36 protein-coding genes are annotated in these 23,405 nt (G+C 54.3%); 31 read left to right on the forward strand and 5 right to left on the reverse strand.

Annotated features, from left to right (window positions below; translation table 11 throughout):
- The 22 genes from QW520_04145 to QW520_04250 are packed head-to-tail and all read left to right on the forward strand — an operon-like array spanning position 1 to position 12,043.
- Entirely contained in the window at positions 1-747 is a 747-nt protein-coding gene (locus QW520_04145) for a 30S ribosomal protein S3 (protein MEM0448994.1), read from the forward strand.
- Positions 747-947 (forward strand): 50S ribosomal protein L29, encoded by a 201-nt coding sequence (gene rpmC, locus QW520_04150; GenBank protein ID MEM0448995.1) that lies wholly within the window; start codon positions 747-749, stop codon positions 945-947. The genes QW520_04145 and rpmC overlap by 1 nt, the downstream gene beginning before the upstream one ends.
- The gene (gene yciH / locus QW520_04155; protein MEM0448996.1) at positions 947-1,246 is read left to right on the forward strand and encodes a stress response translation initiation inhibitor YciH; all 300 of its coding nucleotides are present in this window, start codon (positions 947-949) and stop codon (positions 1,244-1,246) included. Before rpmC ends, yciH begins: the two co-directional genes overlap by 1 nt.
- Before the next feature lie 7 nt (positions 1,247-1,253).
- Positions 1,254-1,517: a ribonuclease P protein subunit gene (locus tag QW520_04160; protein MEM0448997.1), complete on the forward strand. Its 264-nt coding sequence runs from the start codon at positions 1,254-1,256 to the stop codon at positions 1,515-1,517.
- A 4-nt stretch (positions 1,518-1,521) separates the two neighbouring features.
- Positions 1,522-1,851 carry a 30S ribosomal protein S17 gene (locus tag QW520_04165; GenBank protein MEM0448998.1) on the forward strand — a complete coding sequence of 110 codons (330 nt, stop codon included), beginning with the start codon at positions 1,522-1,524 and terminating at the stop codon, positions 1,849-1,851.
- Positions 1,852-1,856: 5 nt separating this feature from the next.
- Positions 1,857-2,255: a 50S ribosomal protein L14 gene (locus tag QW520_04170; protein MEM0448999.1), complete on the forward strand. Its 399-nt coding sequence runs from the start codon at positions 1,857-1,859 to the stop codon at positions 2,253-2,255.
- A gap of 11 nt (positions 2,256-2,266) precedes the next feature.
- Positions 2,267-2,641: a 50S ribosomal protein L24 gene (gene rplX / locus QW520_04175; protein ID MEM0449000.1), complete on the forward strand. Its 375-nt coding sequence runs from the start codon at positions 2,267-2,269 to the stop codon at positions 2,639-2,641.
- A complete protein-coding gene (locus QW520_04180; protein MEM0449001.1) occupies positions 2,638-3,348 on the forward strand; it encodes a 30S ribosomal protein S4e in 711 nt (236 codons plus the stop codon). The genes rplX and QW520_04180 overlap by 4 nt, the downstream gene beginning before the upstream one ends.
- Positions 3,345-3,857, forward strand: coding sequence for a 50S ribosomal protein L5 (locus tag QW520_04185; GenBank protein MEM0449002.1), 513 nt, complete (start codon positions 3,345-3,347; stop codon positions 3,855-3,857). The genes QW520_04180 and QW520_04185 overlap by 4 nt, the downstream gene beginning before the upstream one ends.
- Positions 3,854-4,000 carry a 30S ribosomal protein S14 gene (locus QW520_04190; GenBank protein ID MEM0449003.1) on the forward strand — a complete coding sequence of 49 codons (147 nt, stop codon included), beginning with the start codon at positions 3,854-3,856 and terminating at the stop codon, positions 3,998-4,000. Before QW520_04185 ends, QW520_04190 begins: the two co-directional genes overlap by 4 nt.
- Positions 4,001-4,011: 11 nt before the next feature.
- Entirely contained in the window at positions 4,012-4,401 is a 390-nt protein-coding gene (locus tag QW520_04195) for a 30S ribosomal protein S8 (GenBank protein MEM0449004.1), read from the forward strand.
- 9 nt (positions 4,402-4,410) lie between these two features.
- Positions 4,411-4,962 (forward strand): 50S ribosomal protein L6, encoded by a 552-nt coding sequence (locus QW520_04200; protein ID MEM0449005.1) that lies wholly within the window; start codon positions 4,411-4,413, stop codon positions 4,960-4,962.
- Positions 4,959-5,684, forward strand: a complete 726-nt coding sequence (locus QW520_04205; protein ID MEM0449006.1) for a 50S ribosomal protein L32e — start codon at positions 4,959-4,961, stop codon at positions 5,682-5,684. Before QW520_04200 ends, QW520_04205 begins: the two co-directional genes overlap by 4 nt.
- 2 nt (positions 5,685-5,686) lie before the next feature.
- A complete protein-coding gene (locus QW520_04210) occupies positions 5,687-6,142 on the forward strand; it encodes a 50S ribosomal protein L19e (protein MEM0449007.1) in 456 nt (151 codons plus the stop codon).
- Positions 6,142-6,642 carry a 50S ribosomal protein L18 gene (locus QW520_04215; protein ID MEM0449008.1) on the forward strand — a complete coding sequence of 167 codons (501 nt, stop codon included), beginning with the start codon at positions 6,142-6,144 and terminating at the stop codon, positions 6,640-6,642. The genes QW520_04210 and QW520_04215 overlap by 1 nt, the downstream gene beginning before the upstream one ends.
- Before the next feature lies 1 nt (position 6,643).
- Positions 6,644-7,342, forward strand: a complete 699-nt coding sequence (locus tag QW520_04220) for a 30S ribosomal protein S5 (protein MEM0449009.1) — start codon at positions 6,644-6,646, stop codon at positions 7,340-7,342.
- The gene (locus tag QW520_04225) at positions 7,339-7,809 is read left to right on the forward strand and encodes a 50S ribosomal protein L30 (protein ID MEM0449010.1); all 471 of its coding nucleotides are present in this window, start codon (positions 7,339-7,341) and stop codon (positions 7,807-7,809) included. Before QW520_04220 ends, QW520_04225 begins: the two co-directional genes overlap by 4 nt.
- Positions 7,810-7,836: 27 nt before the next feature.
- Positions 7,837-8,265, forward strand: a complete 429-nt coding sequence (locus QW520_04230; GenBank protein MEM0449011.1) for an uL15 family ribosomal protein — start codon at positions 7,837-7,839, stop codon at positions 8,263-8,265.
- A 20-nt stretch (positions 8,266-8,285) separates the two neighbouring features.
- Positions 8,286-9,872 (forward strand): preprotein translocase subunit SecY, encoded by a 1,587-nt coding sequence (gene secY / locus QW520_04235; GenBank protein ID MEM0449012.1) that lies wholly within the window; start codon positions 8,286-8,288, stop codon positions 9,870-9,872.
- Between the two features lie 2 nt (positions 9,873-9,874).
- A complete protein-coding gene (locus QW520_04240) occupies positions 9,875-10,549 on the forward strand; it encodes an EMC3/TMCO1 family protein (GenBank protein ID MEM0449013.1) in 675 nt (224 codons plus the stop codon).
- Positions 10,546-11,094, forward strand: coding sequence for an AAA family ATPase (locus QW520_04245; protein MEM0449014.1), 549 nt, complete (start codon positions 10,546-10,548; stop codon positions 11,092-11,094). The genes QW520_04240 and QW520_04245 overlap by 4 nt, the downstream gene beginning before the upstream one ends.
- Entirely contained in the window at positions 11,075-12,043 is a 969-nt protein-coding gene (locus QW520_04250; protein ID MEM0449015.1) for an RNA-guided pseudouridylation complex pseudouridine synthase subunit Cbf5, read from the forward strand. The genes QW520_04245 and QW520_04250 overlap by 20 nt, the downstream gene beginning before the upstream one ends.
- A 12-nt stretch (positions 12,044-12,055) precedes the next feature.
- Here QW520_04250 and QW520_04255 read toward each other — a convergent pair whose 3' ends face one another.
- Positions 12,056-13,060, reverse strand: a complete 1,005-nt coding sequence (locus QW520_04255) for an MBL fold metallo-hydrolase RNA specificity domain-containing protein (GenBank protein MEM0449016.1) — start codon at positions 13,058-13,060, stop codon at positions 12,056-12,058.
- A gap of 306 nt (positions 13,061-13,366) precedes the next feature.
- Here QW520_04255 and QW520_04260 point away from each other — a divergent pair, with 306 nt between their 5' ends.
- Positions 13,367-13,693: a hypothetical protein gene (locus QW520_04260; GenBank protein ID MEM0449017.1), complete on the forward strand. Its 327-nt coding sequence runs from the start codon at positions 13,367-13,369 to the stop codon at positions 13,691-13,693.
- Positions 13,694-13,748: 55 nt separating this feature from the next.
- Complete coding sequence (locus tag QW520_04265) at positions 13,749-14,015, forward strand: DUF5678 domain-containing protein (GenBank protein MEM0449018.1); 267 nt, start codon at positions 13,749-13,751, stop codon at positions 14,013-14,015.
- 1 nt (position 14,016) lies between these two features.
- On the opposite strand, the gene QW520_04270 is transcribed toward QW520_04265, so the two are convergent.
- Together QW520_04270 and QW520_04275 are read right to left on the reverse strand one after the other, a co-directional pair.
- Positions 14,017-14,313: a hypothetical protein gene (locus tag QW520_04270; GenBank protein MEM0449019.1), complete on the reverse strand. Its 297-nt coding sequence runs from the start codon at positions 14,311-14,313 to the stop codon at positions 14,017-14,019.
- A gap of 107 nt (positions 14,314-14,420) precedes the next feature.
- The gene (locus tag QW520_04275; protein ID MEM0449020.1) at positions 14,421-14,660 is read right to left on the reverse strand and encodes a hypothetical protein; all 240 of its coding nucleotides are present in this window, start codon (positions 14,658-14,660) and stop codon (positions 14,421-14,423) included.
- A 162-nt stretch (positions 14,661-14,822) separates the two neighbouring features.
- On the opposite strand from QW520_04275, the gene QW520_04280 reads away from it, so the two are divergent.
- The 5 genes from QW520_04280 to QW520_04300 all read left to right on the forward strand — a co-directional run bounded on the left by QW520_04280 (position 14,823) and on the right by QW520_04300 (position 19,330).
- A complete protein-coding gene (locus tag QW520_04280) occupies positions 14,823-15,563 on the forward strand; it encodes a hypothetical protein (protein MEM0449021.1) in 741 nt (246 codons plus the stop codon).
- 67 nt (positions 15,564-15,630) lie between these two features.
- Positions 15,631-16,047: a cupin domain-containing protein gene (locus QW520_04285; GenBank protein ID MEM0449022.1), complete on the forward strand. Its 417-nt coding sequence runs from the start codon at positions 15,631-15,633 to the stop codon at positions 16,045-16,047.
- Positions 16,048-16,176: 129 nt separating this feature from the next.
- A complete protein-coding gene (locus QW520_04290; GenBank protein ID MEM0449023.1) occupies positions 16,177-16,818 on the forward strand; it encodes a DUF2284 domain-containing protein in 642 nt (213 codons plus the stop codon).
- A 93-nt stretch (positions 16,819-16,911) separates the two neighbouring features.
- Entirely contained in the window at positions 16,912-17,178 is a 267-nt protein-coding gene (locus QW520_04295; GenBank protein ID MEM0449024.1) for a hypothetical protein, read from the forward strand.
- Positions 17,147-19,330 carry a DNA polymerase domain-containing protein gene (locus tag QW520_04300; GenBank protein ID MEM0449025.1) on the forward strand — a complete coding sequence of 728 codons (2,184 nt, stop codon included), beginning with the start codon at positions 17,147-17,149 and terminating at the stop codon, positions 19,328-19,330. The genes QW520_04295 and QW520_04300 overlap by 32 nt, the downstream gene beginning before the upstream one ends.
- On the opposite strand, the gene QW520_04305 is transcribed toward QW520_04300, so the two are convergent.
- A complete protein-coding gene (locus QW520_04305; protein ID MEM0449026.1) occupies positions 19,302-20,966 on the reverse strand; it encodes a tripartite tricarboxylate transporter permease in 1,665 nt (554 codons plus the stop codon). The genes QW520_04300 and QW520_04305 overlap by 29 nt on opposite strands.
- Before the next feature lie 34 nt (positions 20,967-21,000).
- Between QW520_04305 and QW520_04310 the strand changes: the two genes are divergently transcribed.
- Both QW520_04310 and QW520_04315 read left to right on the forward strand, forming a co-directional pair.
- Entirely contained in the window at positions 21,001-21,912 is a 912-nt protein-coding gene (locus QW520_04310; GenBank protein ID MEM0449027.1) for an ATP-binding cassette domain-containing protein, read from the forward strand.
- Positions 21,909-22,694, forward strand: a complete 786-nt coding sequence (locus tag QW520_04315) for an ABC transporter permease (GenBank protein ID MEM0449028.1) — start codon at positions 21,909-21,911, stop codon at positions 22,692-22,694. The genes QW520_04310 and QW520_04315 overlap by 4 nt, the downstream gene beginning before the upstream one ends.
- On the opposite strand, the gene hpt is transcribed toward QW520_04315, so the two are convergent.
- Positions 22,687-23,244, reverse strand: coding sequence for a hypoxanthine/guanine phosphoribosyltransferase (hpt, locus tag QW520_04320; GenBank protein ID MEM0449029.1), 558 nt, complete (start codon positions 23,242-23,244; stop codon positions 22,687-22,689). The two genes, QW520_04315 and hpt, sit on opposite strands and share 8 nt — an antisense overlap.
- Positions 23,245-23,405: the final 161 nt, after the last annotated feature.

The following is a 23,405-nucleotide window of genomic DNA, read 5'->3' on the forward strand; positions in this document are numbered from 1 at the left end:
TTGGCCAATGAAAGGAAATTCGTAACGGAGAACATTCGCAGGGTGCTGCTCAAGGAGTACCTGATGAAAGCCGTAGACCGAGCTGGTTTTGGCGGTGTTGATGTGCAGCGCACGCCTATGGGCACCAGAGTGACCTTGATTACCGAGCGGCCAGGGATAGTCATCGGCCGCCGTGGAGCGGCCATTAAAACGCTAACAACCGCCATAGAAAAGGATTTCAAGTTCGACAACCCACAGGTAGAAGTTCAGGAGGTTGACAATCCCAATCTCAACGCTCAAATCATGGCAGAGAAGCTGGCCTTTGCATTGGAAAGAGGTTGGCATTTCCGCCGCGCCGGGCACTCTACGGTCCGTCGTGTGATGGACGCGGGCGCTAGAGGTTGCCATGTAGTCATCGCTGGAAAGCTTACAGGAGAAAGGCATCGCACAGAGAAATTCAAAGAAGGTTACATCAAGTTCTGCGGTGAGCCCAAGCTCAGGTTTGTGCGACAGGGGTTCGCCGTGGCCAAGCTAAAACCAGGAGTGATAGGCGTAAAAGTGGAGATCATGGCTCCTGACGCTCGACTTCCTGATGAGACCGATGTGGTGCCAGTGGAAGAGGCGGTAAAGATCCTGCCAGAGATGGCAGATAAGATATTGCCAAAGGAGGAGAGCGCCTTGGCAGAGGCGGTGCGGGTTGAGAGCGAGCCAAACCCAGCTTCAACAGAAGTAGCCAAGGCTGAGACGAACAAGGAGGTTACGAGCTAATGGCGCTTCTAAGGACAAAAGAGATAAGAGAAATGTCCCCAGAGGATAGGGCCAAAAGGCTGCGGGAGCTCCGCGATGAGCTCATGCATGAGCGAGGAACAGCGGCGATGGGTGGAGCCCCGGCCAATCCCGGCAGGATCAGGGCCATCCGGACCAACATCGCCCGTATCCTGACCGTCCAGAGGGAGGAGAAGAAGTAATGGCAGAGATTTGCTCCACGTGTGGACTGCCGAAGGAACTGTGCATGTGCGAGGAGATCGCACGTGAGCAGCAGACGGTGAAGATAAGCACCGATTCACGACGCTATGGCAAGGTCGTTACGATAGTGGAAGGATTCGACCCCAATGATATCGACATTGAGGACCTAGCGCGTAAGCTGAAGACCAAATGTGCCGCCGGTGGAACCGCCAAGGACGGCAAGATCGAACTCCAAGGCGACCACAAGAAGAAGGTGCAGAAGGCCTTGGAGGACATGGGCTTCAAGACCGAGGTCAGATGAGGAGCGAATGAAGAAGAGGGATTTCATGAGAATGGAGTTCATAGGCTTGGAAGTTGAGGTCATCGAATCCAACCATCCCGGATATCTGCATATCGCAGGGACGGTGGTGGACGAGACCAAGAACACCATCACCATAGCCACAGGAAAGAAGGAGGTTATGGTACCCAAGCCCTCGAACACTTTCCAGTTCACATGGGGCAGCGAGAAGATAACCGTGCAGGGCACGGAAATCCAACACCGGCCCGAGGATAGGATCAAGAAAATCAGGTGATGTTATGGAGAAAAAGGCCAGAGACATAGGCATCGACGTCAAGGCTCCAGCTACCGCTTGCCAGGATAAGCATTGCCCATTCCACGGAAGCTTATCCGTCCGCGGCCAGCTCATCGACGGTAAGGTCGTCTCCCAGAAGATGACTAACACCGCGGTGGTGGAGCGGAATTTTCTGAAGTACGACTCGAAGTATGAGAGATATGCCAAGAAGACCTCCAGATACTCCGCGCATTGCCCCCCTTGCCTGCAAGTCAAGGAGGGGGATGAGGTTCGTATAATGGAGTGCCGTCCGTTGAGTAAGACGGTTTCCTTCGTGATAGTGGAGAAGAGGTGAGCGGGATGAAGGGACTAGCGGGAAAACAGACTAGGGGCATAATGACTGGTACCGTTCTAGACGTTATAGATAACAGCGGTGCCAAGACCATCTCTGTCATCGCAGTTCCTGGATACCATGGTGTTAACCGAAGGCAGCCCTCGGCGGCAGTGGGCGATATAATAGTAGCCTCTGTCAAGAAGGGAACCCCTGAGATGAGACGCCAAGTGGTATATGCCGTGATTGTCAGGCAGAGGAGACCTTTCCGTCGACCAGACGGCACTATGGTCATGTTCGAGGACAACGCCGCGGTGATAACTACTGAGGAAGGCGAGACAAAAGGAACTGATATCAAAGGACCGGTTGCTAGAGAAGCGGCAGAAAGATGGCCACGCATCGCAGCCACCGCTTCCATGATCGTTTGAGGTGAGAGCAAATGGTAAGCAAGCAGGCTAGAAAGCAGCGCAAGGCGCAGGCGAATGCTCCCTTGCATATCCGCCGCAGGATGGTGGCGTCCCACCTCAGCGAGGAGTTAAGGAAGCAATATGGAACCCGTTCGGCCATGGTGATCGTGGGCGATACTGTGAAAATAATGCGCGGTGATGAAAAGGTGAAGGGCATGGAGGGGAAGGTGACAAAAGTGGATACAAAAACGGGAAGGGTGATAGTTGAGGGCGTGACCATCGCCAAAGCCGATGGCACGCTAAAAGCCCGTCCAGTGCATTCTTCGAATCTTATGATAACGAAGTTGGACCTCACCGACGCCTGGCGTAAGGAAAGCCTTGAGAGGGGCAAGGAGGGTTCAGCGTGACGAGGGATATGAAAAGATTAACCGCCCCACGCTCTTGGCCCGTGCCGAGAAAGGTCGCTCATTGGATAGCCAAGCCCTCTCCTGGTCCACATGGAGTGGAGGAGAGCATGCCGCTGGTGGTGGTGCTGCGCGATATCCTGAAGGTAGCGGATACTGCCAAGGAGGTCAAGCGCATCCTTAGGAACAGGGACGTTTTGGTGGATGGCCGTGTTGTAACGGACCACGAATTCCCCCTAGGACTCATGGACGTGCTCTCGATACCCAAGCTGGGACAACATTACCGCATGATGTTGGACCGTAATGGCAAGTTCCGACCCGTGAAGGTGCCGGAGGGAAAGCATACCTGGAAGCTGTGTCGGATAGAAGGTAAGACCACGGTTTCCGGAGGCAGGACGCAGTTGAATCTGCATGATGGGCGCAATCTGCTCGTCTCTAAGGACGTTTACAAGGTAGGAGATGTGCTGAAGTTAGAAGTTCCTTCTCAAAAGATATTGGACACATACAAGCTGGCTAAAGGATCTACCGCGCTCATCACCTCCGGATCCAACGTCGGCCAGCTAGAAGTGGTTGAAGAATACATCGTTCAAAGGACAGTGGCTCCCAATCTGGTGAAATTCAGGGATGGAAAAGTAACTATCAAGGACAACGTCTTCGTGGTGGGGTCAAAGGCCCCTGAAGTCGAGCTTCCGGAGGCGAGCGTATTATGAGCGAAATAATGAGACAGCCCCGCATCGTGAAGGTTGTCGTCAATATCGGAGTGGGCGATGCCGGTGAGAGGTTGGAGAAGGCACAGAAAGTGCTTCAAATGGTTACCAACCATAAGCCAATGGTTACGCACGCCAAAATAACCAACCGTGAGCTGGGAGTGAGAAAGGGAATGCCCATCGGCTGTAAGGTGACCCTGCGCGGCGAGGAGGCCGAGAAATTCTTGGTTAAGGCGCTAAGCACCAGAGGCAGGAAAGTGGCCTGGTACTCTTTCGACCCTGAGGGCAATCTCTCCTTCGGCATTCCCGACTATACCGATTTCGAGGGCATGAAATATGACCCTGAGATCGGCATCTTCGGAATGGATGTAAATGTCGTGATCCAGAGGCCGGGTTACCGTATAACGCAAAGGCGCGTCATGAAGAGACGCTTGCCGAAAGAGCACCGCATGACACGGGAAGAGGCCATCAATTTCATGAAGGCGAAGTTCAACGCAGAGGTGGTCGAGTGAAGCCAAAGAAGAAGTTCGGAAGGTCAGTAGGCTGCACCCGCTGCGGTCGAAAAAGAGGCATAGTGAGGAGGTATGGCATGCATCTGTGCCGCCAGTGCTTCCGGGAGATCGCGCCGCAGATAGGATTCAAGAAATATTCGTGAGGTGAGCCAAGATGCAGAACGACCCCCTAAACGATGCCATGTCAACAATCAAGAACGCCTCCGTAGTAGGAAAGAAGGAGTGCACCATAAAGCCCTCCTCCAAGCTCATCGGACGCGTGCTGAAGGTCATGGAGGAATCAGGATACATTAATCAATTCGAATTCATTGAGGACGGCAAGGCCGGGCAGTTCAAGGTCACGCTGCAGGGCAAGATAAACAATTGCGGCGTCATAAAGCCCCGCTATGCTGTTAAGAAGACTGAGCTGGAAAAATGGGAGTCAAGGTACCTCCCAGCACAGGACTTCGGCGTGCTCATCCTCACCACCACGGCGGGTGTGATATCGCACACCAAGGCTAAGGAGTTGGGTGTGGGTGGCAAGCTGCTCGCATATGTGTATTGAGGGATTGACATGACGATAACTGGCGTGATAGAGGAGAGGGTGACGATTCCCAAAGGAGTGAATGTCACCATCAACGGGCCAGAGGTTACAGTAGCTGGAAAGGCCGGGCAGCTTAAGCGCAGATTCGAGAGTCCAAGGATAGAAATACTCACCTCCGAAGGACACGTGGTGGTCCGCTGTGAGTACCCTAAAATAAAAGACAAGGCCATGGTGGGCACTATTGCCTCTCATATCCAGAACATGATAGATGGGGTACAGGGAGGATTCGAATACCATATGAAGGTGGTCTACTCCCACTTCCCCATGAAGACCTCAGTTAAGGGAGACAAGTTCGTGATCGAGAACTTCTTGGGTGAGAAGTCGCCACGATACGCCAACATCATCGGCCAGACCAAAGTAGCGGTCAAGGGCGCAGAGGTGGTGGTGTCAGGCATCAATCTGGAGGAGGTCTCCCAGACCGCAGCGAATATCGAACGCGCCTGCAGGATAAAGGGGTATGACCCCCGCGTCTTTCAGGATGGGATATACATCGTGGAGAAGGCTAGGAAGGTGAAGGCATGAGTAAACCCAAGAAGGAGATCAAACAGCTTTCCGACCTGCCTTATTACAAGGAAGAGTTTACGGAACAGCTCAAGGGCATGGGCATAGAGACTCTAGAGCAACTTCTAGATGCCCTTAACGATGAGGCCCAGTACAAAAAAATTGTGGATGAGTTGAAAGGAGTAGGGCCTAGGGTAGCTGACCACTGGATAGAGGTAATCGAGGAGGCTTTAGCCCAGGGCGCCGAGAGCATGTCTGTGGAGATAACTGATGTGGAAGTGGAAAAGAAGGCGGAAGTGGTGCAAGAGGCGGCTGAAGTGGTAGAGCAAAAGGCATATGTGGCCCACAAGAAGCCAGAGCTCACACCAGAGAAAAGGAGGGCATTGGCGATCAGAGAGGAGATAGATTCTCGCCGTCCCGCTTTCCGCCGTCAGGAATGGTTCCGCTTCAAACGCCTAGGTGAGACATGGAGAAGGCCAAAGGGAATCCACAGCAAGATGCGCCGACATTATGGCTATCGACCCCCAGTGGTAAGCATTGGCTACCGCGGACCTAAGGAGGTGAGAGGCTATCACTCCTCAGGCTTCGAGGAAGTGATCGTGCACAACCCATCACAGCTGGAGAAGGTGAATCCCAAGACTCAGGCTGTCCGCGTAGGCGGCACGGTGGGTTATAAGAAGAGGCTCGCCATCGAGAAGCGCGCTGACGAGCTAGGAATTCGAGTTCTAAACAGGACGGGATAGACATGGATCTGAAGAACCAAAAGAGAATGGCGGCCCAGATCCTCAAATGCGGGGAATCGAGAGTATGGATCGACCCTAACAGGATAGAAGATGCTGCGGACGCCATCACTCGCGCGGATATCAGGACCGCGATCGAGTCCGGAACTATACGCGCTCTCCCTAAACAGGGAATTTCCCGCGGGAGGACCAGGTATAAGCTGGCCCAACGCAAGAAGGGGAGAAGGCGCGGACCGGGGAGCAGGAAGGGCACGTCAGGAGCCAGGAGCCCCTCCAAGGAGGACTGGATCCAGACTATCCGCCCTATCAGGAAAGAGCTGAGGAGGCTGCGGGATGAGGGCAAGATCTCGCGCTCTGTCTACCGAGAGTTCTACATGAAAGCCAAGGGAGGCATGTTCAAGAGCCGGAAGAACCTAGTCTCACACCTGCAGATGGCAGGCCACTTAAAGGAGGGGAATTGATGGCTAATGGACCTAGATACAAGGTGGCCTTCCGTCGCAGGCGCGAAGGCCGGACGGACTACCGTCAGAGGGCAGCGCTCCTGCGCGCTCGCGTGCCTAGGGCAGTAGTGAGGAGCTCCCTTCGCCATATCAGTGTCCAACTGGTAAAGTTCGACGCCAAGGGGGATTTAGTACTGGCCATGGCCCATTCCCGCGAGCTCCTCGATTTGGGGTGGAAGGCCTCAACGGGAAATTTGCCTGCGGCCTATCTGACTGGATATCTGGCAGGATTGAGAGCTAAGAAGAAGGGAGTGAGTAGGGCAGTGCTGGATATAGGGTTGAGGGAACCAGTCAAGGGTGCGGCCTGCTTCGCTTCCCTAAAGGGACTACTGGATGCTGGACTGGATATACCTCACTCGGAGGAGATCCTTCCCCCCGAAGAAAGGATAGCTGGTAAGCATATCAACGCTGAGCTGGAAAAAATGGTTGAAGAGGTCAAGAATAGGATGGAGGCGGATTGAGATGGAGTGGACACCCAAGACAAGGCTAGGCAAGATGGTCATGAATGGTGAGATCACCACCATGAGCCAAGCGCTGGCCACCAAGTTACCCCTGAGGGAGCCAGAAATCGTCGATATCCTCCTCCCTGACCTTATGGACGAGGTCATCGATGTGAACATTGTGCAAAGGATGACCGACTCCGGTCGCAGGGTCAAGTTCCGCATAACCGTGGCCGTGGGAAACGGTGACGGATTCGTAGGCATCGGTCGGGCCAAGGGGAAGGAGGTTGGGCCCTCCATCCGCAAGGCCATCGACAATGCCAAGCTGAACATCATCGAAATAAAGAGAGGCTGTGGCTCCTGGGAATGCGGATGCGGTACACCACATTCTCTGCCATTCAACGTGGTAGGGAAGGCAGGAAGCGTAGAGGTGAATTTCAAGCCTGCTCCTCGAGGCATCGGGCTTGCCACTGGTGACGTGGCTAAGAGCATCCTGCAGCTGGCGGGCGTCAAGGATTCATGGGGATTCGTTAAAGGGCATACGAAAACGACGGTCAACTACGCCATCGCCAGCTTCGAGGCACTCAAGCAGACAGCGCAGGTGCGTGTAACAGAAGAGCAGGCCAGGAGGCTAAAGATCGTATCTGGACCGGTGAACGTGCACGTGGCTAGCGCCTTGGACATAGCCAAGGCGGTAGAGGCCCAAGAAAGGGAGGGATGAGCGTGGCCTATGCGGTCATCAGGGTGCGTGGACACTCCAAGATAAGATCAGATATAGAGGAGACGATGAGGCTGATGCACCTTACACGTCCCAATCATTGCGTGGTGCTGCCAGAGAATGACACGGTGAAGGGCATGCTGCAGAAAGCCAAGGACTATATCACCTGGGGTGAGGTGGATGAAGTCACCTTGGCCAAGATGATCAAGTTCCGTGGCCGCCTTGAAGGAGATAAGCCAGTGGATGATGAGATTGTCAAAGCTGGCTCCAAATACACCAGCATTATCGCTCTGGCAAGGGCTATCAAGAAAGGAGAGGCTACCTACTCGAGCTTGAAGGGCTTCAAACCGGTGTTCCGACTCAGTCCCCCTAGAAAAGGATACGAGGGCAACAAGCGCTCATATCAGAACGGGGGCGCACTGGGATATCGCGGGAAAGATATCAACGAGCTCATAGAACGAATGTTATAATACCAAGGATATTGTTGGGGTCTCGACATGCCAAGCAGGACAAAGAAGTTCAGGGGGTCTCGCACCCATGGCCGTGGGAAGAAGGCTGGTAGAGGGGCCGGGCTCCATGGCGGCGTAGGTAACGCTGGACTGCATAAGCACAAGGTCATGAAGATGCTCAAATACGACCCGGAACACTTCGGGAGGCGCGGCTTCAAGCGTCCCCAAGAGGTCGTATCTGCCAAGATAACTATGAATGTAGGTGAAGTGCAGGAGAGCATCGAGAGGTTACTCGCCGAAGGTTACGCACAAAAGAAAGGAGATAGGACAATTGTAGACTTGCAGAAGATGGGCGTGGATAAGCTGTTGGGCTTTGGACAGGTGAAGGATAAGCTGGAAATCGTAGTGTCCGAGTCCTCGGCCAAGGCCAAGGAGAAGATTCAGAGCGCTGGTGGAGTGATAGTCGGACCTCAGTGATGACCTGTTAAGCTGATACCATGGCAGAAGAGAAGAAGAGCCTGCTCTACAAGCTCAAACCTCTCACCGACCGCCTACCAGCGGTCAGCAAGCCGGAAGGGCACGTTCACTTCCGGACCAAGATGCTATGGGTCATCGTCATCCTGGTGTTCTACTTCGTAATGACAAACGTCTTCATCTATGGGCTGGACATGTCCAGCACCATTGACCTCTTCTCGCAATATCGCGCTATTCTAGCCGGAGCGCAGGGCTCGCTGATGCACCTGGGCATCGGTCCCATCGTCACCGCGTCCATCATCATGCAGCTTTTCGTGGGCGCCAAGATAATTCGCCTGGACCTCACCAACTCAGAAGACAAGGCCGTATACCAGAGCACGCAGAAGTTTCTGGTGCTGATCATGATCCTGGTGGAGGCGGTTCCCCAAGTGTTCGGCTATCTCACACCATCCTCTGATTTCGTTAACGGGCTGGGATCCGCCCTGGGAAGCAACAGCTTCATCGATGCTGCGACACTTGCGGACATCATAATCATCTTACAGCTTTTCCTAGGCTCCTATATCGTGTTCCTCATGGATGAGGTGGTATCGAAATGGGGCATAGGATCGGGTATATCCCTGTTCATCGCCGCGGGAGTGGCCCAGGCCATATTCACAGGTACCATAAACTGGCAACCCATCGACGCCTCTCAGCCCATGAGCCTATCGAACCCTCCCGCGGGCACCATCCCTAAGACCCTCTATATCATCCATAATTCTTCGGCTTCGCAGATGGCCAACGGAGGTTACGAGCAGATACTCCTGCAGAATCCCAACTCCATGATCGCGCTCGTAGGCACCGTGATCATATTCCTTTTCGTCTGCTACGTGGAGAGCGTGCGCATAGAGCTGCCCCTGGCACATGGCACAGCCAGAGGGGCGAGGGGGCGATATCCCATCAAGTTGCTCTATGCCTCCAATATCCCCGTCATATTGATGGCAGCCCTGTTAGCGAACGTAAGTATGTTCTCCTTCCTCTTCTACACCAATCCCACATTGTCGCAGGTGCCGATCCTAGGAGGCAATCCTTGGTTGGGGTACTACGACCCTGTGAACCATGGCACACAGCCCTTGGGAGGTTTGGCATGGTATCTCTCAACCCCTAATGGATTGGCTAGCTGGCTGCTCCCTATGCTCAACCCCGAGAGGTATGGCTATCTAGCCCAGGATCACGGCCCCTTGCAGATCATGATACATGTCATCGTGTTTTTCTTGGTCATGGTAGGGGGTTCGATCCTCTTCGCCAAATTCTGGATATCCACCACTAACATGGGACCAGAGGCCGTGGCCAAGCAAATCGAAGCGAGTGGCCTACAGATCCCCGGTTTCAGGCGTGATCCCCGCGTATTGAAGCGTGTGTTGGAACGCTATATACCCGTAGTGACGGTGATATCTGGTGCCGTGGTAGGCGCCCTGGCTGCTACGGCAGATCTGATCGGTACCACAGGACAGGCATCAGGTACAGGTGTTCTGTTGGCCGTGGGCATCATGATCCAATTCTATGAAGCGATCAGTCGAGAGCAGATGATGGAGATGCATCCCGTCCTAAGGCAGTTCTTCGGAGGTGAGTAAGGATGGCAGCCAGTGGTGGAGGTGGCCCATCACCTATGGCGGGGAGGAGTAGTATGAGTACTTTCGCCACTTTCTTCTTCGTCATGGTGGCCATCCTAGTGCTCTTCGATCCTGCGTTGCGCACGGCCCTCGGTGAAGTCACAGGTCTGCTGTTCATGCCCTTAGTCGGATTCGACTACCGCTATCCTGTCATAACCTTAGTCATCATGGGCATGATAATGACTGGTCTGACCACGGTATTGAGGCACTTCTTCACTGATTATGTGGAGCAGGCAGAGAACCAGAAGATAGTCTCAGCCTTTAATCAAGAGATGAGGAAGGCCAGGTTGGAGAATAACACCTTCAAACTCAAAAAACTGATGGAACAGCAGCCGCAGATATTACAGCGTTCCATGAAGGCCAGTGCCACGCAGCTCAAGCTCATGCCAATCACATTATTGGTGATCATCCCTATCTTCGCTTGGCTGGCGGTGTTCATGAGCCAGGTTCATTCTCCAATAATCTCCGTACCATGGTCTTTCAATGTAAATCTCAACTCAGCCGATTACCTCTTCCCAAACTGGATCCTTCTGTACTCAGTCATAAGCATCCCCTTTGGTCAGATCCTCGCCCGCTCCCTGAGGTTCGTGGAGTTCAGGAGAAGGCTTAAGGAGATCGCAGCGGAAGGTAAGTCATGAGGATCACCATTTCAGGTCCACCAGGGTCAGGCAAGACCACAATATGTAGACTTCTGGCCGACCGCTTAGGCTATGCTTACGTGATATCAGGTAATGTTTTCCGGGAAATGGCTAAGCAACATGGCATGTCCTTGGTCGAGTTCGGAGCTCTCGCCCAACGTGATCCACGCTACGACCGCATGATCGATGAAGCCATGATCCAACGTGCCATGCAAGAGAAGGATATAATACTAGAAGGCAGGCTAGCAGCACACAATCTGACCCGTCGAGGCATCCCTGCCTTCAAGGTATACCTGGATGCCGACCCCTATACCAGGGCGAAGCGTATAGTAGAACGTGAGGGGAACGACCTCGAGCGCACCGCTCGGGAGATGCGGGAAAGGGAGGAGTGTGAGGCGCAGCGCTATCTCCAATGGTATGGCATCGACCTTAAGGACCGGGGAGTGTATGACCTTATAGTGGACACAGCGAAATTGACGCCTGAGGAGATAGTGGACCTTATCCTACGGAAGATGGGGAGGACCAATGACGCCGATGATTGTTAAGGATCGCGATCCTCTCTTAACAGACAGGGGAAAGAAGCCAGAGGAACGCAGCATGAGCGAGCTCCTATCTGCTGGAGTAATTAATCTGGATAAGCCGATGGGGCCGACCTCACACCAAGTGACGGCTTGGGTGAGGGACATTTTAGGCGTAGAGCGCATAGGACACGGTGGCACTCTTGACCCCAAGGTCAGCGGCGTTCTTCCCATAGCTTTGGGCAAGGCCACCAAGATGACAGATCTGGTCCTACGCTCGGACAAGGAGTACGTCTGCCTTATGATGCTGCACAAAGAAGTTGATGAGGCGAAGCTCCGTCGCGTGCTTCAGACTTTCGTAGGAGAGATCTATCAAACGCCTCCAGTCAGAGCCGCTGTAAAGAGACAGATGCGCGTGCGCCGAGTGCACGCCATCAAGGTTTTACAGGTGAAGGATAGAGAGGTCCTCTTCCGCGTTGTATGCGACGCTGGTACATACATACGAACCTTATGCGTCGATATAGGCGAGGCCCTGGGCGTAGGCGCGCATATGGAAGAGCTTAGACGCATTCGTTCCGGGAGCATGCGCGAGCAGGATAGCGTTCATCTGCAGGACCTGAAGGATGCCTTCGTCTTCTGGAAAGAAGGCGATGAAACCTACCTGCGACGCATGGTGGCTCCTATGGAGATATTACTCGAGCCTTTGCGTAAAGTCGTCCTCAAAGACACGGCCGTGGACGCGGTCTGCCACGGCGCGGATCTGGCGGTAGTCGGCATCGCCAAGCTAGACCCAGAGATATCTAAAGGCGAGCTTGTGGCACTCCTGACTCAGAAGGGTGAAGCTGTGGCCTTGGCGAATGCGCTGATGAGCGGCGAGGAGATGAGACATGCGAGAGAAGGCATCGCCCTGCGCACAGACAGGGTGCTTATGGAGCCAGGTACATATCCAAGGATGTGGGAATCAGGATCTGATTAAGATCTGCCATCATCAGAGAACGCTCAGCTTCGTCTGTTGCCGTTTCGGCTTTCCAGCTTCCCTCAGCTCTTTGAGCGGCATTGCCTCGATGCCCAATTCCCTGCGTATATCCTCGGCTAGATCCTTATCGAATCCATGATTGGTGTAGACCATTTTAGGAGAGCATCCTCGCACGAATTCCAGGAGCTCAGCATGACCAGCATGATCAGAAAGGGGGAATCCCTCATCTACCCTCATATGGTTATAGAATCCTCGTCTCAAAGCCCAACCACTGACATAAGCGGTTCGTGTCCTGCCCTTCAGCAGCTGTTGCGCCACAGACCCTTTCAAGGATCCGGTGGAGAGAATATAGGCAGAGGGATGAGGAGAAGGGGACTTGCAATGCCGGTAGCGGAAGCAGCATCCTTCCTCTTCCTCTACCCACCTTGTGCTTTCCAATACCGTGTCCATGAGATAGGGGTCCAAATCATCCAAGATTTCCAAAAGGAGTTGCGACTTGCCCAGTGGATAGGTGAACAGCGCCACCGAATATCCCTGCGCCATATTGTCCTCGACCCAATCATGTATCACATTGCCCATCTCTTCCCGAGGAGGGAAATCCCAACCTTTCTTCCCATAGGTGGCCTCTATGATCAGAATATCGGTCTTTACTGGGCGAGCCCCTCTCATCCCGTAGCGGTCCTCGGGGCACATGTCGCCAGTATAGAGGACCTTGCTCCCGCCATCGACCAAGAACATCCTCGAACCATGGATATGGCCTGAGTCGAACATCGATACATGATGACATTCATCCTCGATGAGCCTCCGGCCTAGGCGCTCCGAGGCGCAGCGAAGTGTGACTTTAGATGCTATGGCTCTTTCCACCTCAAAGCTACGGGGAAGATGATCTGAATGGGCATGCGAGATGCAGTTGACTCCATCGCCTGTGAGCCTTGCAGGATCGAATCGATATATCAACTCCCCAGATCGAAGCTCGATACCATTTCCAGGTCGTATCGAGAGCGCATCCCCTTCCATCGCTGGAGCTTATAATGGTTCAGGTATTTACTTTCACCCCTGAGTCAACTTCTATGGTGGTTTAAGGGCATCTCTTGGAAGTGATCATGGTATGTCGCAAGGCGGCCTTGTTACACAATTATGATCATCGCTAGACGCATAGGCCATTTCTGCACGAAATTCACTTGCTCAAGAAATATTTGTCAAAGTTAGAAGAGGAAATCATAAATTGTGCCACTGCTCATCTTGTGCCTAATTCTGCACCTAATGGGCGAAAAACTACCATGCAGCCGAAGCTTGAAGTACAAAGCACATGTTGGCATGGATATGAGCGATAATGCGATGAGAAGATCCAATGCCATCGGCTATCCCATGCTCTTATTGGGAGTGCTCATGATCCTGGGAAGCTGGAGCGTTGTGCTGACTGGCTCTGCATCTGATACCATTATTTTCATTGCCATGATGGCGGTGCAAGTGATGGGCATACTGCTCATGCTCTACGGTTGGAAGGTCATCACCGATCCAGAGCGCGCCAAGGTCCCCATGCCTCCACGGTATAACGAGCCCTATGTTGTTTGCGAGAAGTGCGAGAAGCCAGTTCCAGCTGGAGCGAGAAAGTGCCCCGCTTGCGGAAATACCATCGAATGGGACTAAGAAAATTGGAAAAAATATTATCCGTACAGGTAACTCCATACATGAGGACAGGACAATGGCCTACGAGGAGGAAGAGGAGTACGAGAGCGAGGAAGATCGCCGCAACGACGAATGGCTCAAAGATAACTTCTTCGACCTAGTGGCGGATTATCCTCGGGAGTGGATAGCGGTAATGGGACAAAGGATAATCGCACGAGGCGCCACCCGCATAGAGGTGGAGGACAAGGCCAAGGCGATTGCAGGGGATAGGGAGTACTCAGTATACTTCATACCTCCCACGGCCACCTTCACCGACGTGGGCTATACAACCAGGCAATCATAGCTCAGCACTGTGTCATGGAGATGGAAGCATAATTCTCCTCACAGGGACAAATGCCTGGGCGTATGGGCTTGCTACCTAGCATTGCGTCATCCAGATAGCGGAAGAACAGCTTAGTAGCCGTGCTTTCCATATCCTCCTCCCGCAAAAGATATGGACCAGACACTGTTTCATCGCGCCTGTCTTCATTGCAGGAGGCGCGTGCTTTAAGCCGCAGAACGACCAGCAGAGAAGTGAGCACGAGGCCGAAGATGACTAGGGAGATCATTCTCCCAAAGACGAAGTCGATGAGGCTCACCATCGACCAGTCACAAGGAGTCGAGGTATCGTCCCAACCTCTCCCTCAAGGCTATCATTCTGCGCCTTCCCCAGCACGGTCTAAAGCCCATTCCTTGGGTGGTGCAGAGACTAGACACCAGTGCACAATAGCGTGACACTGCTGCCGATACGGGCACCAGAGGAGCCGTGAGTGAAGTCTTGGAAGAGCGATTCCCTTTGAGAATAGGTCACGCTTTGAAAGACGGGGGTCAAGTGCGCGGTGGAGATGATCAGTATCCATTGCCACCTTGCTTTCCGCGAGATAATTCGGAGAAGCGAGAACGTCAGCCCCCATTCTTTTATCATAATCAGAGCTTTACGGCTTCGCATCCTTGTCTTCCTTCTACTTCATGACCTTCGACGAATTCTCTATGCACCCTATATCCCAGACATCATGCGCAGGGTGAAAATGATGAGGTTTGTGCACTTTCGCCCCTCTCCCCCCTTTACCCCTTTATAGGCCAGTGCGGAAAATTGTAATAGGGGAGGCGAATGAGCCACTACATTGACACACTGCCAAACCCCCAGGGAATGGCAGCGATGATGCAGGAGGGCATACAGGCCGAGCGTAAGGAACGACGATTGCGGACCTGCATCAAGGTGCTGGACGAGTTCATCGGAGGCTTTCCATCCTCGCAGGTGACCCTGATAGACTCCACCGAGCGTCTAGTGCTGGACATGGTTCAACTGCTGTGCTTGGACCAAGTGATGAGCGAGGGGAGGGAGGTGGTCTGGGTGGACGGAGGTAATTCTGTGAACCCCTATGCTCTCACCAGCCTCTGCAAGCGCTTCCGAGGGCGAACGGAGGAGGTGTTGGAGAGCGTGAACGTGTCCCGTGCCTTCACCGCCTACCAGCTCGTGACCCTCATAGAAGACATGATGGAAGCGGAAATCGTGAGGACGAACGCAGGGCTTCTCGTCGTTTCCTCCTTCCCTGACCTGTTCCAGGACAGGGATGTGCATTGGTCAGAGTCGCTGCAGCTTATGAGGCGCTGCATATCCTCCATCAGAGATATCACCAGAAGGCACGCCACCGTCTCGGTGGTGACCAATCTAGGACCGTCGCGCACGATGTGCAAGAAGAGCTTGCGCAGCCTCATGTACTCCTCTGCGGACCGGGTGCTGCGCATCGAGCCGCACCGCTCCGCCCTGAAGATAAGCTTGGTGAAGGAAGGGCAGAGCACGCTCTATCATCCCGTTCCTTACTACCAGCGCACATTGGACGAGTTCTGATGCATCGATGATCAATCTGAAACACATTTATGATTAGGCAATCGCCTAACCCCTTTGGAGGATTCGCATGGAGAAGAAGACCAAGAAAGGCTTCGTGGGCAAGATCGAGAAGGACACCTTGAAGAATAAGGACTTCCGGCGCGTGCTCTACACCGGCAAGTACAGCCAGCTTGTGCTAATGAGCCTCAAGCCTGGGGAGGAGATCGGTGAGGAAGTGCATGAAGACGTGGACCAGTTCTTCCGCTTCGAGGAAGGCAAGGGCTTAGTGGTCATCGACGGGGTGGAACACGAGGTCAAGGACGGCGTGGCGGTGGTTGTGCCCTCGGGCGCCAGGCACAATGTCATCAATACCTCCAAGAAGAAGGATCTCAAGCTGTACACCATCTATTCGCCCCCTGAGCATCAGGATGGGACAGTTCACAAGACCAAACAAGAGGCGATGGAGCAAGAGGAGCACTACGACGGCAGGCCGACGGAGCCTTAGGCCGAAGCGATTGTAGCTCTCAACCTCCCATCTAATGATCTCAACGATGTAGCACGGGCGAATAGAACGCTTGCAACGAATGCATCAAATTAATAAGGGTAAGAACCCTAATAAAAAAAAGGTGTTGGCATGCCACCTAGCCTAAGGGAAGAGATAGCGAAGCTGACAGAGATCGCGAGAAAGGAGGGGGCGGATGCCAGGGAGATCGACCCTGCCGAAATAGCCGTGGCAGATTGGGTTAGGTTCAAGTGCGCCTGGGGCTGCAAGGGCTACGGCAAGCACCTCTCCTGCCCTCCATACGCCCCCTCGCCAGAAGAGACTAGGCGCATGCTATCCGAGTACCATGCGGCCCTGCTGTTGCGCTTCCAAGGCATTCCTGGCCTGAAGAAGGTGGATCCCGATGACATACCTGAAGACTTCCACCCTATGTACAAGCGCCTAATCCTCTGGGTTCATGACACCCTTTACATTCTGGAGAAGACAGCATTCTACGACGGCTTCTACAAGGCCTTCGGCTTCGGCGCCTATCCCTGCATCTACTGCGAGCACTGCGTGGCCGAGGAATCCTCCGGCCCTGTGGACAGGAGCATGAGGAGGCTGTGCAGGCATATGGACAAGGTGCGCCCCAGCATGGAGGCAGCGGGCATGGATGTCTTCGCCACGGCTAGAAGGGCAGGCTGGGAGATCTCTACCATACCGTGCAAGGGCCTGGAATATGGCAAGATAATGCACGCGGACATAGTGTCCTTCGCCCTTCTTCTCATCGACTGAGCTCTGCGCTCGAAGGTTCTTTTCTAATTACTTTCGCGCACCTCCCTACGTCCACCTTAATAGCGCCATCACCGACTATGCGATGGTGATGATATGGGAAGGACCGTTCCTAGCTACCGCATGACCCTCGAATCCACCATCCAGAGCTGGTCGGAGTACCGTCGCGCCCTGCCAAAGGAGGATCGGGAGGTGTTCGACCAGATGGTCAATAAGGCGAGGATGCATGCCTCCGCCTCCACCTACGCGGCCTTCGCCGATCCTGTTGAGGGGGCCTTGCTCTCCATCCTCTTGGAGCAGGAGAAGGAAATCCAACGATTGAGGCGAAGGGATGAGAGGTTGGATACTGGACTGCTACCCTGATCACGAGCATGATTGCATCGTGATCTGGCTCAAGACGGCCAGCGGCGTAGAGAAGCTGATAGACCGCCACTTCCGGCCTTCCTTCTATGTGAGATCATGCTGCGAAGGCCTAAGAAAGGTGGAAGAAGGGCTTCGCATGCTCGGAGTGGAGGATCTGGAGATGGAGATGCGCACCACTCTCATGGATCCCAGGCCCAGGCCGTCCCTGCGGGTGACCGTCGACGAGTACCGCCAGCTAGAGCAACTGGTCAGGCTTGTGGACATGTGGGGACATTATCATGAGCATGAGTTGTACAACGTGGACCTTAGATTCGACCAGCGCTACTACCTCGAGAAGGGGATCTTCCCCATGGGCCTAGTAGAGGTCGGCACGGAATACAGGATGTTGGACGCTCAGGAGAGCTTGCACTACCCTATTCCACCTTTGAGCGCCGTGCAGATTGGAGTGCGGATCCAGGCGGCGCGGGGGATTCCCACGCATGAAGATCCTCTCCTCAGCGTTCGCGTCAACGAAGACGTGCTGGATGGCCCTGAGGACGACATCTTGGAGAGACTGTTGGAGATGATAGAGTCCATGGACCCTGATATCATCTACACCGATGGGGGGGACGACTTCTACTTGGACTACCTAGCAGAGAGGGCGAGACGCAGCGGTCTAGAAAGATTCGATCTGGGACGGGATAAGGGGCTCCGCCTCTCCAAAGGGAAGAGCTATTTCACCTACGGCCGCATCGTGTACAAGCCCCCTGCGCACAAGCTTAAAGGGCGCATCCATCTGGACTCCGGCGGTTCAGTGACATACGCGCGCAGCGGCATCTACGGGCTCATCGACATTTCTCGCCTTTCCCTCATCTCCATACAGGAGCTGGCCCGCCTCTCGCCAGGAACGGCCATCAGCGCCATGCAAATCAACCAGGCAGTGCGCGATGGTCACCTTGTCCTGTGGAAGAAGAACCTCCCCGAGGATTTCAAGACCGCAGGGCAGCTGCTCCGTTGCGATCGAGGGGGATTCATACATGAGCCTGAGGTGGGCATACACTCTAACGTGGCCGAGGTAGACTTCGTCTCCCTATACCCCAGCATCATCGTGCGGCATAACATCTCGCCCGAGACGCTCATGTGCACCTGCTGCCCCGAGAGCTCCAAGATAGTACCTGGACTTGGCTATCGCACCTGCCTAAGTCGCACTGGCCTTCTCCCACGAGTGCTAGCGCCGGTGATAAATCGCCGGCTGGCGCTGAAGCGCCTAGTGAAGACCCTCCCCCACGGCCTAGAGAGAGAGGCCATGGAGGAGCGGATCTCCCTGCTCAAATGGATACTGGTCACTTGCTTCGGCTACACTGGCTACAGGAATGCGCGCTTTGGCAGGATCGAGTGCCACGAGAGCATTAACGCCTACGGAAGAGAGATACTTCTTCGCACCACGGAGATGGCCGAGGAACGTGGCCTCCGCGTGCTACATGGTATAGTGGACTCCTTGTGGCTTAAGGGGGAGGGGGATGTGGAGACCTTCTGCCAAGAGGTTTCCAACGAGATCGGTATACCCCTCCAGCTGGACGGAGTGTTCAAATGGATCGTTTTCCTGCCAAGGGTGAGGGATGAAATAGGCGCCCTGAATCGCTACTATGGCCTCTTCCAGGACGGGGAGCTGAAGTTGCGCGGGGTGTTTCTGCGGAGGAGCGACACCGTGGAGCTGGCGCGCGACTTGCAGCAGGGCATGCTGCAGGTCTTCCGCAAGGCGGAGGACGCACAGCAATTCCTCCAGCTCATACCCCAAGCCCTGGAAGTGCTGGACGCTCATCTAGACAGGGTGCGTTCCGGGGATGCACCTTTGGAGAAGCTCGTAGTGCGGCATCGGGTGGCCAAGGAATTGGAGGAGTATTCACAACTGAACGATTCCTACGCGGCGCTGAGGCAAATGCAGGAAATGGGTTTCAGGGTGCCGCCCGGCAGGAGTGTGGAATATGTTATACTGGATGGATCGAGCAGGGACGTCTGGGAGAGGGTGAGGGCCGCGCCCTTCCTGCGGGGCGACGAACGCTACGACGCGCTCGAATACGAAGAGATGCTGCTGCGGGCAGCGGCGGACCTACTGCTTCCCTTCGGATGGGACCTAGAAGCGCTCAGGGAGCGTTCCAGAGGAGCGCGATGACCTCGTCTTCCAGACCGAAGCGCAAGAAAAGAAGGGGAAGGAGGAGGCAGCCTGTGAGGTGCACCCTCTTGACCCCCAGATGCGCAGGCAGGAGACCCAAGGGGATGGAGGCCATCAACACCACAATGCCCCCCAGTCCACAGAAAGCCAATATCATGAGTAGGAGCAGGATCAGAACTCCCTGATTGAGCTTACGAAGGTCCCTACCCGCGACCCTCTGAGAGAGCAAAGCACCAGCCTTGAGCGATAAAAGGTAACCTATTATGGCAGAGACCAACACCGCCAGAATGAGCATGGAGAACTCTGGTGCCGGGAAGTGAGATAGTTCGGACGTCCTCTCCTTCCCCAAGGCCTTCTCCAAGACTAGCATGGCTCCCGTGCGTGCCTCGCCTTCGATGCATAGAGCGAGAATGCTGAATACAGCAGCCGAGGTGCCCACCGCTGCCAACATGAGGAGGTAGTCCTTGGAGGCCTGCTCTTGATCCCTGCTCGGAGGAGAGAGGAGAGTTCCTATGGTAGCGCCTATAGTCGAGGTGATGCCCGGGAGCCAACCAGACAGGAAACCCGCCAGGCTGCCTCTAAGTGCAGGAAGGATGGATATGGATGCCTCCTGGGCCGCATCCTGAGGCGGCACAGGACCGGAAGAGAAGGAGCTTATCAGCGCAGGAAAGGCGAAAAGGCCAGAAAGTAAGGGGAAGAGTAAGCTCTGTCCCATCCCGGGAAAGACATCGCCCCATGGAGGGTGAGCTTCCATGACGCAGAACCCCAATAGACCAGAGAGCATGATAAGCAAGAAGGCGCGTAGTCTTCCTACGCCCCTACTCTCCTTGACACACCATATCCCCCTGAGATGCAATTGCCCTTTAGGCAGAGGCGTACGGTGACGCACGAAGAATACGCCATGCGGAGTGAGGATTTTTGAGCGACAAAACCCCCTTCGAATCGCCCTGCCAGTGAGAACCCCTTCTTCTCCGTCTATCGGGATGGGAAGACGGATGTTGACCTCTTCAGCTCTTTTCGCATGACCGGAGCGTAGGTCCAGAAAGGCTATAGTTCTTCGAGGCCCGTGTTCACTCAAAATCAGCATGGCGACGATGACCAAGAGAAGGTAGGGCAAGCAGAGAGACAACGCATCCCCCAGAAGAAAAGGGGGACGCATGAGGAGTTGCAAAGGGTATGTCGCGAGTACCGCCAATAAAGCTCCAAGCAAGCTGCCGGTGGCGGAAAAGCGCACCGCATCCATGCCCTTGCCCTGGAGTAGGAGGCGATGCGCAGGTAGCATGCTCATTGAGGTGTCGCTTTCAGGAAGACCTAAGAAAGTGGAGGGGAGAAAGTCTGTGAAGGAGCTGCCAGTGGCAGCAGAGACGAGAAGTATGGCGAACATCATAGGCGGATCTAGATAGGTAACGGAAGCGAGACTGAAGGATGAGAGCAAGAGAGATAGCTCAGGGTAAAGGGATAGCAGTAGTAGGGAGAAGGTATTGATATGCATGCCAGGTATCAAGGCTGAACCTATCCCTAATAGCGCCCCAAATATGGCGATGAGAAAGACGGTCAAGAGTGTTGCTGGGTCCACAAAACGCCTTTGGCAAAGCAAAAAAATCAAAGCGATGTTTACTGGCAATCTTACAGCCAAGCTTTTTTAGTGCCCTTCTGCTTTCCCCATGCCAATGGACTGGGTGATAGAGGCCGAGGGGCTCACCAAGAAATTCGAAGATCTGGTTGCGGTTGATGGAATTAGCTTCCGCATAGCCCCAGGGGAGTGTTTCGGCTTCCTCGGGCCGAACGGTGCGGGAAAAACCTCGGCTATCCGTATGATCCAGTGCGTCTCCCCTGTGAGCGCGGGCAGGCTTTTCGTTCTGGGGATGGATGTGCGAAGTAGGCCGAGAGAGATAAAGGCCCAGATAGGAGTGTGTCCCCAAGAGGATAATCTGGACCCTGATTTCACAGCCTGGAAGAACCTCCTAGTGTACGCGCGGTATTTCGGCATTAAGCGATATGAGGCAGAAAAGAGGGCCGAAGAGCTCCTTGAATTCATGCAGCTCTCGGAAAAGAAGAATGTGGCCATACCCAAGCTATCAGGAGGGATGAAGCGCCGGTTGGTGATCGCCCGAGCCCTCATGAACGAGCCTAAACTCCTCATCTTGGACGAGCCCACCACTGGCCTGGACCCACAGGCGCGTCATCTAATCTGGGATAAAATCAGAGAGCTGAAGAAGAGAGGCGTGACTGTGCTCATTACCACCCATTACATGGACGAGGCGCAGCAGCTGTGCGATCGCCTCGTCATTATGGAAAAGGGAAGGATCCTAGTGGAAGGGGCTCCAAGGGAGCTGATATTAGAGAATGTGGGCTCTGGGGTGGTAGAGGTCCTGGACCCCGATGAGAATTTGGACAGTTGGTTGAGAAAGGGGGGCTGGATATACGAGAAGGCAGGGGATCGGGGCTACCTTTACACAGAGGACAACCGCGGCCTGCGCGAGCGCATCCTGAAGGAATTTCCTAGCGCCAACGTAATACTCAGAGATGCCACCCTGGAGGATGTCTTTCTTAAGCTCACGGGCAGGGGGTTGAGAGATTGAGCCTCTTCTCCAATATCAGCCGGAAGGCCTGGGCGGTGTGGCAGCGCAATCGGGATGTGTTCTTCTTCACCTGGAAGACCAATTTCCTACCCCCCTTCCTTGAGCCCATTCTATACCTGCTTGCCATGGGATTCGGCTTCGGAGTGCTGATCCAGCAGCTGCCTCCTCCTTGGGATCAATATACCTATCCTCAATTCCTCGGACCGGGCCTTATCGCCATCTCCGCCATGTACGGGGCGTTCTTCGAGTGCACCTATGGCTCTTTCGTGCGCATGCATTACCAGAAGACGTTTGACGCCATGGTGGCAACTCCCCTCTCCATAGAGGACGTGATAGCTGGGGAGATCCTCTGGGGCGCCACCAAGAGCTTCATAAATGCCAGCATCGTGGCTCTGGTGGTAGCCGCTTTTGGGCTTCTCTCCTTCCCTACTTTCCTCTTGATAATCCCCGCTACTTTCTTGGCAGGTCTGGCCTTTGGCTCCGTGGCCATGATCTTCACCGCTGTAGTGCCCAACATAGATTCCTTCAATTACCCCTTCTTCTTACTTGTCACCCCCATGTTTCTCTTCAGTGGCACCTTTTTCCCCTTGGAGATACTGCCCGAAGGTGTGCAGGCCGTGGCCTTGGCGCTTCCGCTGACCCATACCAGCATAATCATGAGAGATTTCGGCTTAGGTATCTTCCGCTGGATGGATGCTCTGAGCCTGCTTTACTTGATCGCGCTGACCCTAATAACCTTCCTCGCCGCCGTGCGCATGATGCGTGATAGATTAGTCAATTGAGCACTACTAGCCTGCCCTCTCTGACCTCTACCTTCACCAAGGTTTTTATTTTGATCCCTAGCTCCTGCTCCAAGGCCTTCTTGCCCTCTCCCTTCTCCACGGCGACGATCACATCCCTTAACTCGGCACCTATCTCTCTCAGCGCCAAGACTATGGCGCGCAAAGTTCCACCAGTGGAGACAACGTCGTCCACTAGCACTATCCTATCCCCCTTGGAGATGCCATTGATATACATCTCCCCCTTGGAATAACCGGTGACCTGATGCAATGGTACTTCTCCAGGAAGGCCGTATCGTCTCTTACGCACCACACTGTAAGGTATGCCTAGCTCCAAGGAAAGGGGTACCGCGATAGGTATGCCCATGGCCTCGGGGGCTAGTATCACGTCGCAATGGAAATCCCCTACTCGTTTGAATCCTTCCAGCACCTCGGTGAGGATGCGAGGATCCATACGAGGGACACCGTCTGTGATGGGATGGACGAAGTAGTCATACTCCCCTTTCTTGATGATAGGTGAAGCTTCCAGGCTGTGTTTGAAGTTCTCCAGCACAAATCTTTTTTGATTTGCAGGATAATAAAATTTCTCTCTTCGCCCTTTTCCAATAATTCACTTTACTCTGACCCATGTGCGGCCGGTGCGCTTCACCTTACCTGCCGCTTCCAGATCCTTTAATGTACCTCGGACCAGATCCTCTCCCACCTCTATTTGGA

The sequence above is a fragment of the Methanomassiliicoccales archaeon genome (genome assembly GCA_038740345.1).
Lineage (GTDB): Archaea > Thermoplasmatota > Thermoplasmata > Methanomassiliicoccales > UBA472 > JAJRAN01.

What these genes read in the sequence shown, in the direction of transcription:
- rpmC (MEM0448995.1), top strand. Translation starts at nt 747, where the DNA reads ATGGCGCTTCTAAGGACAAAAGAGATAAGAGAAATGTCCCCAGAGGAT.
- yciH (MEM0448996.1), top strand. Translation starts at nt 947, where the DNA reads ATGGCAGAGATTTGCTCCACGTGTGGACTGCCGAAGGAACTGTGCATG.
- QW520_04160 (MEM0448997.1), top strand. Translation starts at nt 1,254, where the DNA reads ATGAAGAAGAGGGATTTCATGAGAATGGAGTTCATAGGCTTGGAAGTT.
- QW520_04165 (MEM0448998.1), top strand. Translation starts at nt 1,522, where the DNA reads ATGGAGAAAAAGGCCAGAGACATAGGCATCGACGTCAAGGCTCCAGCT.
- QW520_04170 (MEM0448999.1), top strand. Translation starts at nt 1,857, where the DNA reads ATGAAGGGACTAGCGGGAAAACAGACTAGGGGCATAATGACTGGTACC.
- rplX (MEM0449000.1), top strand. Translation starts at nt 2,267, where the DNA reads ATGGTAAGCAAGCAGGCTAGAAAGCAGCGCAAGGCGCAGGCGAATGCT.
- QW520_04185 (MEM0449002.1), top strand. Translation starts at nt 3,345, where the DNA reads ATGAGCGAAATAATGAGACAGCCCCGCATCGTGAAGGTTGTCGTCAAT.
- QW520_04195 (MEM0449004.1), top strand. Translation starts at nt 4,012, where the DNA reads ATGCAGAACGACCCCCTAAACGATGCCATGTCAACAATCAAGAACGCC.
- QW520_04200 (MEM0449005.1), top strand. Translation starts at nt 4,411, where the DNA reads ATGACGATAACTGGCGTGATAGAGGAGAGGGTGACGATTCCCAAAGGA.
- QW520_04205 (MEM0449006.1), top strand. Translation starts at nt 4,959, where the DNA reads ATGAGTAAACCCAAGAAGGAGATCAAACAGCTTTCCGACCTGCCTTAT.
- QW520_04210 (MEM0449007.1), top strand. Translation starts at nt 5,687, where the DNA reads ATGGATCTGAAGAACCAAAAGAGAATGGCGGCCCAGATCCTCAAATGC.
- QW520_04215 (MEM0449008.1), top strand. Translation starts at nt 6,142, where the DNA reads ATGGCTAATGGACCTAGATACAAGGTGGCCTTCCGTCGCAGGCGCGAA.
- QW520_04220 (MEM0449009.1), top strand. Translation starts at nt 6,644, where the DNA reads ATGGAGTGGACACCCAAGACAAGGCTAGGCAAGATGGTCATGAATGGT.
- QW520_04225 (MEM0449010.1), top strand. Translation starts at nt 7,339, where the DNA reads ATGAGCGTGGCCTATGCGGTCATCAGGGTGCGTGGACACTCCAAGATA.
- QW520_04230 (MEM0449011.1), top strand. Translation starts at nt 7,837, where the DNA reads ATGCCAAGCAGGACAAAGAAGTTCAGGGGGTCTCGCACCCATGGCCGT.
- secY (MEM0449012.1), top strand. Translation starts at nt 8,286, where the DNA reads ATGGCAGAAGAGAAGAAGAGCCTGCTCTACAAGCTCAAACCTCTCACC.
- QW520_04240 (MEM0449013.1), top strand. Translation starts at nt 9,875, where the DNA reads ATGGCAGCCAGTGGTGGAGGTGGCCCATCACCTATGGCGGGGAGGAGT.
- QW520_04245 (MEM0449014.1), top strand. Translation starts at nt 10,546, where the DNA reads ATGAGGATCACCATTTCAGGTCCACCAGGGTCAGGCAAGACCACAATA.
- QW520_04250 (MEM0449015.1), top strand. Translation starts at nt 11,075, where the DNA reads ATGACGCCGATGATTGTTAAGGATCGCGATCCTCTCTTAACAGACAGG.
- QW520_04255 (MEM0449016.1), bottom strand. Translation starts at nt 13,060, where the DNA reads ATGGAAGGGGATGCGCTCTCGATACGACCTGGAAATGGTATCGAGCTT.
- QW520_04260 (MEM0449017.1), top strand. Translation starts at nt 13,367, where the DNA reads ATGAGCGATAATGCGATGAGAAGATCCAATGCCATCGGCTATCCCATG.
- QW520_04265 (MEM0449018.1), top strand. Translation starts at nt 13,749, where the DNA reads ATGGCCTACGAGGAGGAAGAGGAGTACGAGAGCGAGGAAGATCGCCGC.
- QW520_04270 (MEM0449019.1), bottom strand. Translation starts at nt 14,313, where the DNA reads ATGGTGAGCCTCATCGACTTCGTCTTTGGGAGAATGATCTCCCTAGTC.
- QW520_04275 (MEM0449020.1), bottom strand. Translation starts at nt 14,660, where the DNA reads ATGCGAAGCCGTAAAGCTCTGATTATGATAAAAGAATGGGGGCTGACG.
- QW520_04280 (MEM0449021.1), top strand. Translation starts at nt 14,823, where the DNA reads ATGAGCCACTACATTGACACACTGCCAAACCCCCAGGGAATGGCAGCG.
- QW520_04285 (MEM0449022.1), top strand. Translation starts at nt 15,631, where the DNA reads ATGGAGAAGAAGACCAAGAAAGGCTTCGTGGGCAAGATCGAGAAGGAC.
- QW520_04290 (MEM0449023.1), top strand. Translation starts at nt 16,177, where the DNA reads ATGCCACCTAGCCTAAGGGAAGAGATAGCGAAGCTGACAGAGATCGCG.
- QW520_04295 (MEM0449024.1), top strand. Translation starts at nt 16,912, where the DNA reads ATGGGAAGGACCGTTCCTAGCTACCGCATGACCCTCGAATCCACCATC.
- QW520_04300 (MEM0449025.1), top strand. Translation starts at nt 17,147, where the DNA reads ATGAGAGGTTGGATACTGGACTGCTACCCTGATCACGAGCATGATTGC.
- QW520_04310 (MEM0449027.1), top strand. Translation starts at nt 21,001, where the DNA reads ATGGACTGGGTGATAGAGGCCGAGGGGCTCACCAAGAAATTCGAAGAT.